The sequence below is a fragment of the Pseudomonas sp. P20 genome, from assembly GCF_016463925.1.
Lineage (GTDB): Bacteria > Pseudomonadota > Gammaproteobacteria > Pseudomonadales > Pseudomonadaceae > Pseudomonas > Pseudomonas aeruginosa.
On sequence record NZ_JAEMVM010000016.1, the window covers coordinates 282,323 to 297,146 of the forward strand.

The following is a 14,824-nucleotide window of genomic DNA, read 5'->3' on the forward strand; positions in this document are numbered from 1 at the left end:
TGCGCCAGGAATAGCCGTACCGATGCCAGAACCCTTGGGAACCACCGCCCTCACGCCCGGATTCATGATCGTCCACGGCAATCGCCTGGACGACCTGCGCGACCTCGCCGTTTCCTGGATGCGCCGCTATCCGCTGGCGCCGCTGGAAAGCGAGCGGGTCCTGGTGCACAGCAACGGCATCGCCCAATGGTTGAAGCTGGCATTGGCCGAAGATCCCCGCGAGGACGGCGGCGGCGGTGGCGGCATCGCCGCGGCGCTGGAGGTGCAGTTGCCGGCGCAGTTCCTCTGGCAGGCCTATCGCGCGGTGCTGGGCCGCGAAAGCATTCCCGAGGTTTCCGAACTGGACAAGGCGCCGCTGACCTGGCGCCTGATGCGTCTGCTTCCCGGATTGCTGGAGCGTCCCGAGTTCCGCACCCTGCAACGTTTCCTCGCCGACGATGCCGACCTGCGCAAGCGTCATCAACTGGCCGAGCGCCTGGCCGACCTGTTCGACCAGTACCAGGTCTATCGCGGCGACTGGCTCGACGACTGGAGCCAGGGCCGCGACCAGTTGCGCACGGCGAACGGGCAGGCGCGCCCGCTCGGTGCCGACGAGCGCTGGCAGGCCGAATTGTGGCGCGCGCTGCTCGCCGACGTCGGTGCCGATAGCCTGGCCCGCAGCCGCTCCGGCGTGCACCGGCGCTTCATCGAGGCGCTGCGCTCCGCCAGCGCGGCGCCGCGCGCGTTGCCGCGACGAGTGGTGGTGTTCGGAATTTCCTCGATGCCGGCGCAGACCCTCGAGGCGCTGGCCGCCCTGGCCAGGTTCAGCCAGGTGCTGCTCTGCGTGCACAACCCCTGTCGCCACCACTGGGCCGACATCGTCGCCGACAAGGACCTGTTGCGCCACGAGTACCGCCGCCAGCAGCGCCGCGCCGGCGTCCCCGCCGACCTCGACGAGGACCGCCAGCACCAGCATGCCCAGCCGTTGCTGGCGGCCTGGGGCAAGCAGGGCCGCGACTACATCAACCTGCTCGACAGCTACGACGACCCGGACAGCTATCGGAACCTGTTCGGCGAGGTCAACGGCGGGCGCATCGACCTGTTCAGCGAGGAGGCCCCGCACGGGCTGCTCGGCCAGTTGCAGGACGATATCCTCGAACTGCGCCCGTTGGCGGAAACCCGCGAGCACTGGCCGCCGGTGGCGCCGCGGAGCGACGCCTCGATCCGCTTCCATGTGGCCCACAGCGCGCAGCGCGAAGTGGAGATCCTCCACGACCAGTTGCTCGCCCGCTTCAACGCCGATCCGAGCCTGAAGCCGCGCGACGTGATCGTCATGGTCCCCGACATCAACGCCTACGCACCGCACATCGAGGCGGTGTTCGGCCAGGTGCCGCGCGACGACCAGCGCTTCATTCCCTATACCCTGGCCGACCAGGGACAGCGCGGTCGCGAGCCGCTGCTGATCGCCCTGGAGCACCTGCTGAAACTGCCCGACAGCCGTTTCGCCGTGAGCGAGATCCTCGACCTGCTGGACGTCCCGGCATTGCGCCGGCGTTTCGGCGTCGACGAGGCCGACCTGGCGACCCTGCACCGCTGGATCGAAGGCGCCGGCGTGCGCTGGGGGCTGGATGCCGCGCAGCGCGAGCGTCTCGGCCTGCCAGCGGGACTGGAGGGCAACAGTTGGCGCTTCGGTCTGCGGCGCATGCTGCTCGGCTACGCGGTCGGCGAAGGCGCGGCCCTGCAAGGCATCCAGCCCTACGATGAGGTCGGTGGCCTGGACGCCGCCCTGGCAGGCCCGCTGGCTGTGCTGCTGGAGCGCCTCGAGGTGGCCTACGCCGAGCTGGCCGAACCGGCCACCCCGGCGCAGTGGGGCGAGCGCCTGCAAGCCCTGCTCACGGTGTTCTTCGAGGCCCACGACGAGCGCGACGAACTGCTCCTCACCCAGCTCCTGCAACTGCTCGAGCGCTGGCAGGAACACTGCGCCTGTGCGGCCTTCGCCGAGCCGCTGCCGATCAGCGTGATACGCGAGGCCTGGCTCGGCGGCCTGGACCAGGGCGGCCTGAACCAGCGCTTCCTGGCTGGCGCGGTGAGTTTCTGCACGTTGATGCCGATGCGCGCGATCCCGTTCCGGCTGGTCTGCCTGCTTGGCATGAACGATGGCGACTACCCCCGCCAGCAGTCGCCGCTGGATTTCGACCTGATGCGCAACGACTACCGCCCCGGCGACCGCTCGCGGCGCGAGGACGACCGCTACCTGCTGCTCGAGGCGCTGCTCTCGGCGCGCGAGCAGCTCTACGTGAGCTGGGTGGGGCGGAGTATCCGCGACAATGGCGAGCGGCCGCCCTCGGTGCTGATCGGCCAGTTGCGCGATCACCTGGCGGCCGGCTGGCGCCTGGACCCGGACGGCGACGGCGAGGCGCTGCTGCGTGCCCTGACCCAGGAGCATCCGCTGCAGCCGTTCAGCCGTCGGTATTTTCACGATGCGCCGGAGCAGGGCGTCGATGGCCTGTTCACCTACGCCCGCGAGTGGCGCGAGGTCCATAGCGAGGACGACATCGCCGTTCCCGACGCCGAAGCGCCCCTGCCGCCGCTTGAACTGGAGGGCGCACTGGGGCTGCGAGCGCTGGCGGAGTTCCTCGCCAACCCGGTGAATGCGTTCTTCCAGCAGCGGCTCAAGGTGCGTTTCGACGACGAGCAATTGACCGGCAACGACGAAGAGCCTTTCGAACTGGACGCGCTGGACAACTGGAAGCTGCAATTCGAGCTGACCGAACGCATGAAGCGCTGGGTCGAGCGGGACTGGGATGCCGAGGGCCTGCCGGCGCAGTTGCAGGCCCAGGTCGAGCGACTGCGGCGACAGGGTCGCCTGCCGCTGGCGGCGTTCGGCGAGTTCTCCGCGCGCCATTTGCTGCAACCGCTGCCCGACCTGCTCTGGCGCTACCGCCAGGAAATCGAGCGCTGGCCGGAGGCGGTCGAGCAGCAGCAGGAGTTGCGCCATCGCCATCCGTCCGGGCTGGAGCTGGAGGACTGGCTCGGCGGCTTGCGTCGCGACGCTTCCGGGCGCCTGGCGCGCCTGCAATTGCTCAGCGGCAAGCTCCATGAGGGGCGCAGCTTCAAGTGGCACAGCCTGGTACGCCACTGGTTGCAGCACCTCGCCCTGCAACGTCTCGGCCAGCCGGTGAGCAGCGTGCTGGTGAGCCAGACCGGCACCCTGGAGATTCCGCCGCTGCCGAGCGAGCGCGCCGGCGAGTACCTCGACCAGTTGATCGACGCCTGGCGCCAGGGCATGCGCCAGCCGTTGCCGCTGGCCTGCCGGACCGCTTTCGCCTGGCTCGCCAGTGGTGGCGCCGCAGAGCCCGAGAAAGCCATGCGCGAGGCGCGCAAGCGCTACGAGGGAGGTTTCGGCATGGGGGGCGAGGTGGACGCCTCGCCGGCGCTGGCTCGGGTCTATCCGGATTTCGACCGGCTGCTCGCCAGCGGTGAGTTCGCGCACTGGGCCGAGCAGCTCTACGCGCCGCTGCTGGCTGCCCTGGGACGTGGCGCGGAGGAGCAGGCATGAGCCAGCAGCAGATGCCCGTGGCCCTCGATCCGCTGGACTTCCCGTTGCACGGCAGCCGCCTGATCGAGGCCAGCGCCGGTACCGGCAAGACGTTCACCATCGCCCTGCTATACGTACGCCTGGTCCTCGACCATGGCGGCGAGAACGCTTTCGGCCGGCCGCTGAGCCCGCCGGAAATCCTCGTGGTGACCTTCACCGATGCGGCGACCCAGGAACTCCGCGAGCGTATCCGCAGCCGCCTGGGCGAAGCGGCGCGTTGTTTCGCCGAGCCGCAGGAGCGCCACGACGGCCTGCTGGTCGCGTTGCGCCAGCAGTATCCCGCCGAGCGCTGGCCGGGCTGCGCGCGCCTGCTGCGCCTGGCCGCGGAGTGGATGGACGAGGCCGCAGTATCGACCATCCACAGTTGGTGCTACCGGATGCTGCGCGAGCACGCCTTCGACAGCGGCAGCCTGTTCACCCAGAACCTGGAAACCGACCAGAGCGAATTGCTCGCCGAAGTGGTGCGGGACTACTGGCGGCGTAACTTCTACGGCCTGACGGCTCCGGCGGCGCAAGCCGTGGCCAGTTGCTACAGCGGGCCGGAGGCGCTGGGCAAGGCCTTGCAGCCGCTGCTGGCGCGGCAGGACGCCGACTTCCGCTACGCCGACCAGGCGCTGAGTGCGCCCGAGTCACTGGCAGCCTTGCTGGAGCAGGGCGGCGACTGGTATCGCCAGCTCGACCAACTGGACGCGCAGGCCCGCGCCGCCTGGCGCGCAGCGCGCGTCGAACTGGAAGCGCTGCTGCGCGACCTGCGTCCCTACCTGAACGGCAACAGCTATCGCGGCAAGGACAGCGACGAGACCTTCGACGCCTGGCTGCAAGCGTTGGCGGACTGGAGCGAGGGCGGCGAGCAGCCGGCCAACCTCGGCAAGTTCGGCCAGACCCGGATCAAGCTCACCGCCAAGCGCGTGGCGCCCGAGCATGCTGCGCTGCGGGCCATCGACGCCTGGGCCGCGCATCAGGAAGAGCGTCCCGATCTCGCTCCCCACCTGTTGTTGCACGCGCTGGGTGAAGTCGGGCGCGAACTGGAGGTCGAGAAGCAGCGGCGTGCCGAGATCGGCTTCGACGACCTGCTCAGCCGCCTCGACCGCGCCCTGCAGGGCCCTGGCGGCGAGCGCCTGGCGCAATTGATCCGCGAGCAGTTCCCGGTGGCGCTGATCGACGAGTTCCAGGATACCGACCCGATGCAGTACCGGATCTTCGAGCGTATCTACCGGATCGCCGCCGATCCCGACGAGCCCCAGGCGCGGGAAACCGGCCTGTTCATGATCGGCGACCCCAAGCAGGCGATCTACGCCTTCCGCGGTGCCGACATCCATACCTACCTGCGCGCCCGCGAGGCCACTCGCGGGCGGCATTACACCCTTGGCAAGAACTTCCGCTCGACCGCCGCCATGGTGGCGGCCGCCAACCGCTGCTTCGCCTTCGCCGAAGAGCACCCGCGCGGCGCCTTCCGTTTCGCCCGCGAGGGGCTGGAAAACCCGGTGCCGTTCCATGCGGTGGACGCCCAGGGGCGCGCCGAACGTTTGTTGATCGACGGTGCCGAGGCGCCAGCGATGACGTTCTGGAACCTTGATGTCGAAGCCGGCGTGCTCGGCTCCGCGGCGTATCGCCAGGAAATGGCCGAGCGCAGCGCCAGCGCCATCCGCCGCTGGCTGAGCCTGGCCGACCTGGGCCGCGCCGGCTTCGCCGACGAGCAGGGCGGCTGGCGGGCGTTGCGCCCGGCGGATATCGCCATCCTCGTCCGCGGTCGCGCCGAGGCCGAGGCGATCCGTAGCGCGTTGGCGGCGCGGCGTCTGGCCAGCGTCTACCTGTCCGACCGCGACTCGGTGTTCGACAGCCAGGAGGCCATCGACCTGCTGCACTGGCTGCGCGCCTGCGCCGATCCCGGTGCCGATGCGCTGCTGCGGGTCGCCCTGGCTACCCGCAGCCTGCACCTGGACTGGGCGACCCTGGAGCGATTGAACCAGGACGAACTGTTCTGGGAACGGATGGTCCTGCGCTTCCGCGACTATCGCCGGTCCTGGCAGGCCCAGGGCGTATTGCCGATGCTGCGGCGCCTGCTTGCCGACTTCGAACTGCCGGCGCGCCTGCTGCGGCATGCCGATGGCGAGCGCAGCCTGACCAACCTGCTGCACCTGGCCGAGTGGCTGCAGCGCGCGGCGGTGGAGCTGGACGGCGAGCACGCGCTGATTCGCCATCTGGCCGAGCAGGTGCAGAGTCCGGGGAGCGAAGAGATCCTCCGCCTGGAAAGCGACGCCGACCTGATCAAGGTGGTGACCATCCACAAGTCCAAGGGGCTGGAATACCCCTTGGTGCTGCTGCCCTTCATCTGCAGCTGGAGGGAGCTGGACGGCAACAGCGGCGCGCCGGCAAGTTTCCACGAGGATGGCGTTGCAGGGCGGGTCATCGAGCTGGCGCGGCGCAAGGAGCAGGCTGCGCGGGCCTACGAGCAGGCCAACGACGAGCGCCTCGGCGAAGACATGCGCCTGCTCTACGTGGCCCTGACCCGCGCCCGCCATTCGGTGTGGCTGGGCATCGCGCCGCTGGTGGCGAGCAACAGCAAGTCGCCGGAGTTGCACAAGGGGGCCCTGGGCTACCTGCTTGCCGGCGGCGCGACCATCGGCAGCGATGGCCTCGGACAATGCCTCGCCGCGTTGCGCGGCGAGTGCCGGGAGATTGTCGTCGAGCCGGCCCCCGAGGCGGACGCCGAACGCTATGTCGCAGGGCGCGGCCAGGGCCTTGGGCAGGCCCGCGAAACCCGCCGCAGCAGCCGCGAGAAGTGGTGGGTCGCCAGCTATTCCGGCCTGCAATTGCAGGCCTCCGCCGGGCTGGACGATGACGAGGTGCTGGAGAGCGACGAATCGCAGGAGCCGATCAGCGCCGAGGAAGCCACCTTCCACGAAGAAGGCCGTTCCGCCGAACAGCCGCCGGTCGCGCACGCCAGCGAGATGCGCGACGACCTGCATCGCTTCCCGCGCGGACCGGCTTCTGGCACCTTCCTCCACGGGCTGCTCGAATGGGCCGGCCGCGAAGGCTTCGATGTGGCGCGCGCCGATGCCCAGCGGCGCCGCGAACTGGTCGCGCGACGCTGCGATCTGCGTGGCTGGAAGGACTGGGCCGAACCGCTCGACCTGTGGCTGGAGCAGTATCTCGCCGAACCGCTGCGCTGGCCCGGTGGCGAAACCAGCCTGGCCGGGCTGGTCGCCTACCAGGTGGAAATGGAGTTCTGGTTCGCCACCCACCAGGTCCAGGCCGAGGCGATCGACGCCCTGGTCCGGCGCCATACCCTCGGCGGCGCGGCGCGTCCGGCGCTGGCGCCGACCCTGCTGAACGGCATGTTCAAGGGCTTCGTCGACCTGGTCTTCGAGCACCAGGGGCGTTTCTACGTGGCCGACTACAAGTCCAACTGGCTGGGCGCCGACGATGGCGCCTACAGCCCGGAAGCGATGACCGCCGCGGTGCTGGATAACCGTTATGACCTGCAGTACGTGTTGTACCTGCTGGCCCTGCACCGGCAGTTGAAGGCGCGCCTGCCCGACTACGACTACGACCGCCACATGGGCGGCGCCGTGTACCTGTTCCTCCGCGGCGCCCGCGCGGCGACCCAGGGCCTGCACTTCGAGCGCCCGCCGCGGGAACTTATCGAACGCCTGGACGCGCTGTTCAGCGGCCAGCCGGGAGCCGAGCGATGAATCCGACCCTCAAGCAACTGGCCGGCGAAGTCCGCGATGGCCGCGACGACCAGGTAGCGCAACCGCTGGCGGCACGCCACGACCTGCTGCGCCAGCTCGACCTGTGGGTGGCGCGCGGCTGGCTACGGGCGCTGGACCGGGCGTTCGTCGCCTTCCTCGTCGAGTTGCAGCCGCAGGCCGATCCCCGGGTGCTGCTGGCGGCGGCGCTGACCAGCCACCAACTGGGCCACGGTCACGTCTGCCTGGACCTGGAGGCGACCCTCGGCGCGCCCGACGCGGCACTGTCGCTGCCGCCGGAAGGCGACGAAGGCCGCGATGTGCTGTTGCCGTCGCAACTGCTGCACGGCGTGCGCCTCGACGCCTGGCGCGAGGCCCTGGCGGCGTCACCGCTGGTGGAGGTGGTCGACGAGCGCCCAGGCGATCCCGAGCCGAGCGAGACGGCGACCTCGCCGCTGGTGCTTTGCGCCCAGCGTCTCTACCTGCGTCGTTATTGGCGGCACGAGTTGGAGATCGCCCTGGCCCTGCGCGAGCGCCTGGGTCGGCAGGCGCCCCTGGCCGCAGACCTGGCGCCGCGCCTGGCCGCGCTGTTCGCGCAGGCGCCTACGGAAGACGGCCAGCGCGTCACCGACTGGCAGAAGCTGGCCTGCGCCCTGGCGGCCCGCGGCTATTTCAGCCTGATCACCGGCGGTCCCGGTACCGGCAAGACCACCACCGTGGTGCGCCTGCTCGGTCTGCTCCAGGCACCGGCGGTAGCCGCCGGCCAGCCGCTGCGCATCCGCCTCGCGGCGCCCACCGGCAAGGCCGCGGCGCGTCTCTCCGAATCCATCGGCCAGCAGGTCCGGGCCCTGCCGCTGGCGGAAGACGTGTTGCAGGCGATCCCCGCCGAGGTCACTACCCTGCACCGTCTGCTTGGCAGCCGTCCGGATACCCGGCACTTCCGCCACCACCGGGACAACCCTTTGGCGCTGGACGTGCTGGTGGTGGACGAGGCCTCGATGATCGACCTGGAAATGATGGCCAGCCTGCTCGATGCGCTACCGCCGCAGGCGCGCCTGATCCTGCTCGGCGACAAGGACCAGTTGGCCTCGGTAGAGGCCGGCGCGGTGCTCGGCGATCTCTGCCGGGATGCCGAGGAGGGCTGGTACAGCGCCGAGACCCGCGCCTGGTTGCAGCGGGTCAGCGGCGAAACCTGGCAGGGCTTGCGCGAAGGTTCGGCGCAGGCGCATCCGCTGGCGCAACAGACCGTCATGCTGCGGCATTCCCGGCGCTTCGGCGCGAGCAGCGGGATCGGGCGCCTGGCGCGGTTGGTCAACCGGCAACAGGCCGGCGACGCGCGCGCGCTGCTGGACAGTCCGCCCGCCGACCTCTTCGACCTGCGCCTGCGCGGGGAGCGCGATGCAGCCTTCGCCCGGCTGTTCGTCGACGGTCATCCGCAGGCGCCGGGCACGCCGTACGGCTACCGGCACTACCTGCAACGCCTGGCCGAGGGCCGCCCGGCCGCCGGACTGGCGCTGGAGGATGGCGCCTGGGAGCGCTGGGCGCAGTCGGTACTGACGGCTTTCGACGCCTTCCGCCTGCTCTGCGCGCTGCGCCGCGGCCCATGGGGCGTGGAAGGACTGAACCAGCGGGTAGCGGCAGAACTGCTGCGCCTTGGCCTGATCGAGGCCGATCACGGCTGGTACGAGGGGCGGCCGGTACTGGTGACGCGCAACGACTACAGCCTGGGGCTGATGAACGGCGATATCGGCATCGCCCTGCGCCTGCCCGAGCGCAACGACGACGGCAGCCTGCGCTTCGCGCTGCGCGTGGCCTTCCCGCGCAACGACGGTAGCGGCGGCGTGCGCTTCGTCCTGCCGAGCCGCCTGGTCGAGGTGGACACCGTGTTCGCCATGACCGTGCACAAGTCGCAGGGTTCGGAGTTCGCCCATACCGCGCTGGTCCTGCCGGACGCGCTGAACCCGGTGCTGACCAAGGAGCTGGTGTACACCGGTATCACCCGCGCCCGCGACTGGTTCAGCCTGGTGGAAAGCCTGCCCGGGGTGTTCGAGGAAGCAGTGCGGCGCAAGGTGCGCCGGCTCAGCGGGCTGATGCTGCATCTGCGGCCGGAAAGGGAAGAGCAGCCGCCGCATGCTCCGGGTGAACAGACCGAGCTGCCGTTCTGACGTGCCGCCTGGGCGGTCGGCTCAGCCGACCACCTTCAGGCTGCTCATGCCGTTGCCCTCGCGCTGGACCCGCACCTGGACCGGGATCCGTTCGTGCATTTCCTGGACGTGGGAAATCACCGCCACCTTGCGCCCCTGGGCCTGCAGGTTGTCCAGGGCATCCATCGCCAGTTGCAGGGATTCCGGGTCGAGGCTGCCGAAGCCTTCGTCGATGAACAGCGACTCGATGCGCAGCTTGCTCGATGCCATCGAGGCCAGGCCGAGCGCCAGGGCCAGGGAAATCAGGAAGGTCTCGCCGCCGGAGAGCGAATACACCGAGCGCAGTTCGTCGCCCATCTCGGTGTCCACCACCAGCAGGCCCAGTTCGCTGCCGCCGCGCTGCAGGCGGTAGCGCCGCGCCAACTGGCGCAACTGCACGTTGCTGTGCTGCACCAGCAGGTCGAGGTTGTAGCCCTGGGCGATGCGGCGGAACTTGTCGCCGCTGGACGAACCGATCAGTTCGTTCAGGCGGCCCCATCTGCGGAACTCGGCGCGGGCTCGCTCCAGTTCGGCAAGCAGCGCCTGGCTCTGCTCGCGGCGCTGGTTGTCGGCCTGCAACTGGCTGTAGGTATCCAGGTAGGCCTGTTCGCTGGCGGCCAGGCGTTCGCGCTGTTGCCGCAGGTTGTCTTCCAGCGCCTCGCGGTCGGTTTCCGGCCGCTGCCGGCGATGCTGGAGCAGTTGCGCCTGGCGCTCTGCTTCCAGCGTCTGCTGGCGGGTGATCTCCTCTTGCAGTCGCTGCAATTGCTCCCGCCATTGCGTCGCCTGTTCCTCGGAAAGGCCGAGCAGGGCGTCGAGGCGGCTGTCGTCGAGGTTGTCCTGGCGTTCGCGCCAGGCCTGCCAGTCGGCCTGAAGGCGCTGGAACTCATCCTGTTGGCGCTGCCGTTGCTGCTGCAGGTGTTCCAGGGCTTCGGCGAGTCGCAGTTGTTCCTCGCGCAGCGAATCCAGGGGCGCCTGGAGCGTCTCGACGGCGCTCTGCGCCGCTTGCGCGGCGTGTTCCAGCGATAGTTGCCAATCCTGGGCGCAGGCGTGTTGGCCCAGGTGAGCGCCGAGGCGTCCGTTCAGCTCGGCGAGTTCCGCCTGGGCCCTTTCCTCTGCCTGGCGGGCTTCGTTGCGTTGCTCGTCGCTTTGCTTCAGTTGCCAGCTCGTTTCATCGCAGCGCTGCTTGAGCTCCTGCAGATGCTGTTCGATCTGCTGAAGCCGCGCCTGTTGCTGCCGGCGTTGCTCGATGGACTCGCCGAGGGCCTGGAAAGTCCGCAGCGGATCTGTCTGCCAGCGCTGCCAGTGCTCGTCGGAGAGCAATGGACGCAATTGCTGGCTGTCCTCCTCGACCTGCTGCTGCAAATGTTCGTAGCGCTGCCGTTGTTCCGTCAGCGCCTGCTGGCGCTGTTGCAGGATCGTCTCGGCGGCCCGCAGTTCCTGCTGCAATTGCTGGGTCTGGCGCTGGCGGGCGATCAGCCGGTCGAAGTCTCGTTGGCACTGCTGGCGCTGCCCTGCCAGGTCGTCCAGGCGTTGTGCCAGCCACTCCAACTGCGCGGACGGCTGCAGGAGTCGCAGTTCTTCCGGCAGCGTCCATTGGTCCAGTTGCCGATCGAGCGCGGCCAGTTGGCCAGTCAGTTCCTGCTGCTCCTGGCGACTCTGGTTGAGTCTTTCCCGCTGGCTGGAATAGCCCTCGCGCAGACCGACCAGGGTCTGTCGCAGCCGCTCGAGGGACTGCTCGGCGCGGACCTGCTCCTGGTCGTCGTGTTCACCGAGGGCGGCGAGCAGTTGCTCGGAATGGTGATAGGGATGCTCCTGGCTGCCGCAGACCGGGCAGGCCTCGCCGTCCACCAGGCCGGCGCGCAGTTGCTCGACGCTGGCGCTGCGGGCCAGACGTTGGCGCTGGAGCAACTCGCGGGTGACCTGCAGGGCCTGCTCCGCCGCCTTCACCTCCTCGGCGCATTGGCTGCCTTGTCGTTTCAGGTCGAGCAATGCCTGCTCCTGCTCGACCATACGCTGGTCGAGTTCGCCCAGGCGTCGAGCCAGACCGGCGCGTTGGTCGAGGACCTGTTGCCATTCCTTGTGGAGCGCTTGTTGTCGTTCCAGGCTATCGGTCTGCCGGCGCAATTCGTCCAGGCGTGCCGCCAGGTCGTCCGGCTCGCTGCCATGGAGGGCGGTCCATTGCGCCTGCAAGCGTTCGAGCGGTTCCCCGGCGTGGGCCAGGGATTTTTCCAGCTCGGGGAGCTGCGCCTGGCTTTCGAGCGCGCGCTGGCGACGTTGCACGAAGGCGGCGAGCTGGCCCTGGTGGGTCGCCCAGGCGTCGCCGAGCGCGGCGAGAGCCTGGCTGTCGCGCAATGCCGCCTGCAGTTGCGCCTGTTCCGCGACATGGCGCTGCTGCTCCATATCCAGTTGCCGAGCGGCGTCGCTTTGCTGGGCGTGGCGCTGGTTCGATTGCCGATGGAGTTCCTGTCGCTCGGCCAGCGTTCGCTCCAGGCGCCTGGCCTCGCTCTCCAGCTGGAAAGCCTCGCGCAACGGCGCCTGGGCCTGACGCAGATGGTTGTCGGCCTGGGCCTGGCGCTCGCGCGCCTCCTGCAAGCGGGCCTGCAATCCTTGCAAGCGCTCGGCGCCCGCGGCTTGCTGCTCGGTGCGCTGCCGCTGCTGCTGCTCGGAGTGCCGGAGTTCCTGCTCGAGTTGCTTCAGGCGTTCGATCAGTCCGCGAACCGGAGCCAGGCGCTCCAGCCATTGCAGGGTTTCCCGCTCCGTCGCCAGGGCGTCCCAGGCCTGCCTGGCCTCGGCCAGTTGGCCTTGTGCGTGCTCGCAGGATTGCAGCAGCCGCTGCTCCTCGGTGAACCATTGTTGCTGGCCTTCCAGACGTCGCAGTGCCTGTTGCTCCTGGAGACGCGCCTGGGCGTGGGATTCCAGCGCCGCCTCGAGCCCGGCCCGGGCCTGCTCGGCCAGGGGCAGGCTGCCTTCCAGGCGTTGCTCGAGTTGCTTGCGCTGCTCGTCGGCCTGGCTGGCGCGCTGATAGGCGGCTTTGCTCAATTGGCTGTACAGGCCGGTGTCGGTGAGTTTCTCCAGCAATGCGCCGCGGTCGTTGTCGCTGGCCTTGAGGAAGGCGCTGAATTCGCTCTGGGCCAGCAGCACGGCGCGAGTGAACTGGGCGAAATTGAGGCCGAGCTTCTGCTCCAGCTGTTCGCGGAACTCGCTTTTCTTGTTCGCTGCCAGCATTTGCTGGGTCTCCAGGTCCTGGAGGCTCTGCTGGCTCTTTTGCAAGGCGCCGTCCGCCTTGTCCCGGGAGCGCCGGGTTTCCCAGCGGGCGCGATAGCGGTGGCCGTCGATGCCGACGAAATCCACTTCGGCGTAGCCGCTGGCGCAACCGCGGCGCAGCAGGTTGCGTTCGTCGTTGCTGGACAGCTCGTTCCGGCCATCGGGAACCTTGCTGCTGGCCGAAGTGCTTTCCAGCCGCGGCGTGCTGCCGAACAGGGCCAGGCACAGGGCGTCCAGCACGGTGCTCTTGCCGGCGCCGGTCGGACCGGTGATGGCGAACAGGCCGGCGCTGGACAGCGGTTCGCGGGTGAAGTCGATTTCCTGCTCGCCAGCGAGGGAGGCGAGGTTCTTCAGGCGGATGGCGAGAATCTTCATGGAACGGCTTATTTCCCCGGGGGCTCTTCGGTGGCCAGTTCGACGCTTTGCAGCAGACTGGCGAAGTCATCCAGCGCCTGCGCATCCGGGCCGGAGCCATAGGCGCTTTCCCAGGCGCGGCTGAACAGTTCCTGGGGGTTGAGTTGGTCGAGCCCGAGCAGCGGCGCCTGCTCTTCGTCGCGGCGCTGGTACTCGCTGGCGATGCGCACCAGACGGCAAGCCTTGCCCAGCAGGGCGCTCTCGACCTGCTGGCGCAGGTCCGGTTGCGGCTGATCCAGCATGACGCGGACTTCCAGCCAGGGCCGCTGTTCGTTCAGCAGGTCGGCCTCGGCCAGTTCGCCGATTCGATCGAGCACCTCGCCAAGAGGCGCGGGGCCGATGCGCAACAGTTCCACCGCGCGTGGCACCGGAAGACTCTGTACATCCTTCAGGCGCTCACCTTCCAGGGTGACGAGGAGGACCTGGTGGCGATAGTTCACTTCGGCGAAGGACAGCGGCAGCGGCGACCCGCTATAGCGAATGCGCTCCTGTCCGGCGACTTTCTGTGGCTTATGCAGATGACCGAGGGCTACGTAGGCGATCTGCTCCGGAAACAGGCTGGCGGGCAGCGCTTCGACGTTGCCGATGATCAGGTTTCGCTCGGAGTCTTCGGAAACCGAGCCGCCGGCCATGTGTGCGTGGCTGACGGCGACCAGTGCCTGTCCCGGCGTGCGACGGGCGTGCGCGGCGGCAACCAGGCGTTCGTGCACCTGGCGGATACCGGCCAGGTAATCGTCGCCGAGCCCGCCTCCGGTGACTTCGGCGGGACGCAGGAAGGGCAGGGCCAGGCACCAGGCGGCGACCTGGCCATCCGCGTCGTGCAGGGGCAGCAGCAGGCGATCGCTATCGAGGCTTTCGTCTATCCAGCCGATTCGGCCGATGGCATGGGCGTTCAGTCGTTTCATCAGCGGAGCGGGCAGTTCGATGCGCGCGCCGGAGTCGTGGTTGCCTGCGATCATCACGATCTCCAGCCGCGGCAGCCGTCGATGGGCGCTGACGATGAAGTCGTAGAGGCGCTCCTGGGCTTTGAGCGGTGGATTGATCGTGTCGAAGATATCGCCCGCGATCAGCAGGACATCGGCGCGCTGCTCTTCCAGCTGGCGCAGCAGCCAGTCGAGGAAGCGCGCATGCTCATGATCGCGGTCCTGGCCGTGCAGGGTCTGGCCCAGGTGCCAGTCGGAGGTATGTATGAGGCGCATGGAACACTCGTCGAAAGCGGCGGAGCCGTGGCTCGCATTCCTTATATGAGGCAACAGAAGGAGAGGGCGGGGCAAGCCAGCCTATAAAGGAGGAATGGGGCATCCTCTGGGCTTCCTGACCTTTGGGTTAAAAAGTTTCAAATAAGTGTTGACGCCAGTTTCTATCTCCCTATAATGCGCACCACTCCCGGCGATGACGAAGAGTAAATGCTTGAAAATCAAGGATTTACGGATTCTCCTCCGGGGGTGGTGAAGCGCTCCGGCAGGTTGTTCGCCGCAGCGGTTCGGTCCCGAAAGGGGTTCGAAATGAAGCTTCATCGAGGTGCTTGACAGCGAATTTGAACGCTGTAGAATGCGCCTCCCGCTGATCGGAAGATAGTTTGAAGGTCGGCGCAAGCGGTTGAGTAGAAAAGAAAATTTTCGAAAATAACGCTTGACGGAAAGAGAGGTTGCTGTAGAATGCGCGGCCTCGGTTGAGACGAAAGCCTTGACCAA

The 14,824-nt window shown here is 68.5% G+C and carries 5 protein-coding genes and 1 pseudogene; 3 read left to right on the plus strand and 3 right to left on the minus strand.

Going from position 1 to position 14,824, the window contains the following annotated elements:
• Positions 1-22: 22 nt before the first annotated feature.
• The 3 genes from recC to recD are packed head-to-tail and all read left to right on the plus strand — an operon-like array spanning position 23 to position 9,434.
• Complete coding sequence (recC, locus tag JHD77_RS22115; protein WP_031756074.1) at positions 23-3,538, plus strand: exodeoxyribonuclease V subunit gamma; 3,516 nt, start codon at positions 23-25, stop codon at positions 3,536-3,538.
• The gene (recB, locus tag JHD77_RS22120) at positions 3,535-7,272 is read left to right on the plus strand and encodes an exodeoxyribonuclease V subunit beta (protein ID WP_031756072.1); all 3,738 of its coding nucleotides are present in this window, start codon (positions 3,535-3,537) and stop codon (positions 7,270-7,272) included. The genes recC and recB overlap by 4 nt, the downstream gene beginning before the upstream one ends.
• Entirely contained in the window at positions 7,269-9,434 is a 2,166-nt protein-coding gene (gene recD / locus JHD77_RS22125) for an exodeoxyribonuclease V subunit alpha (protein WP_003123252.1), read from the plus strand. The genes recB and recD overlap by 4 nt, the downstream gene beginning before the upstream one ends.
• A 21-nt stretch (positions 9,435-9,455) precedes the next feature.
• Here recD and JHD77_RS22130 read toward each other — a convergent pair whose 3' ends face one another.
• The 3 genes and pseudogenes from JHD77_RS22130 to JHD77_RS32430 form a co-directional block, all read right to left on the minus strand.
• Positions 9,456-13,091, minus strand: coding sequence for an AAA family ATPase (locus JHD77_RS22130; protein ID WP_031629104.1), 3,636 nt, complete (start codon positions 13,089-13,091; stop codon positions 9,456-9,458).
• 8 nt (positions 13,092-13,099) lie between these two features.
• The gene (locus JHD77_RS22135) at positions 13,100-14,329 is read right to left on the minus strand and encodes an exonuclease SbcCD subunit D C-terminal domain-containing protein (protein WP_003107018.1); all 1,230 of its coding nucleotides are present in this window, start codon (positions 14,327-14,329) and stop codon (positions 13,100-13,102) included.
• Positions 14,330-14,410: 81 nt separating this feature from the next.
• Positions 14,411-14,824: pseudogene (locus JHD77_RS32430) on the minus strand (hypothetical protein); the annotation flags it as partial.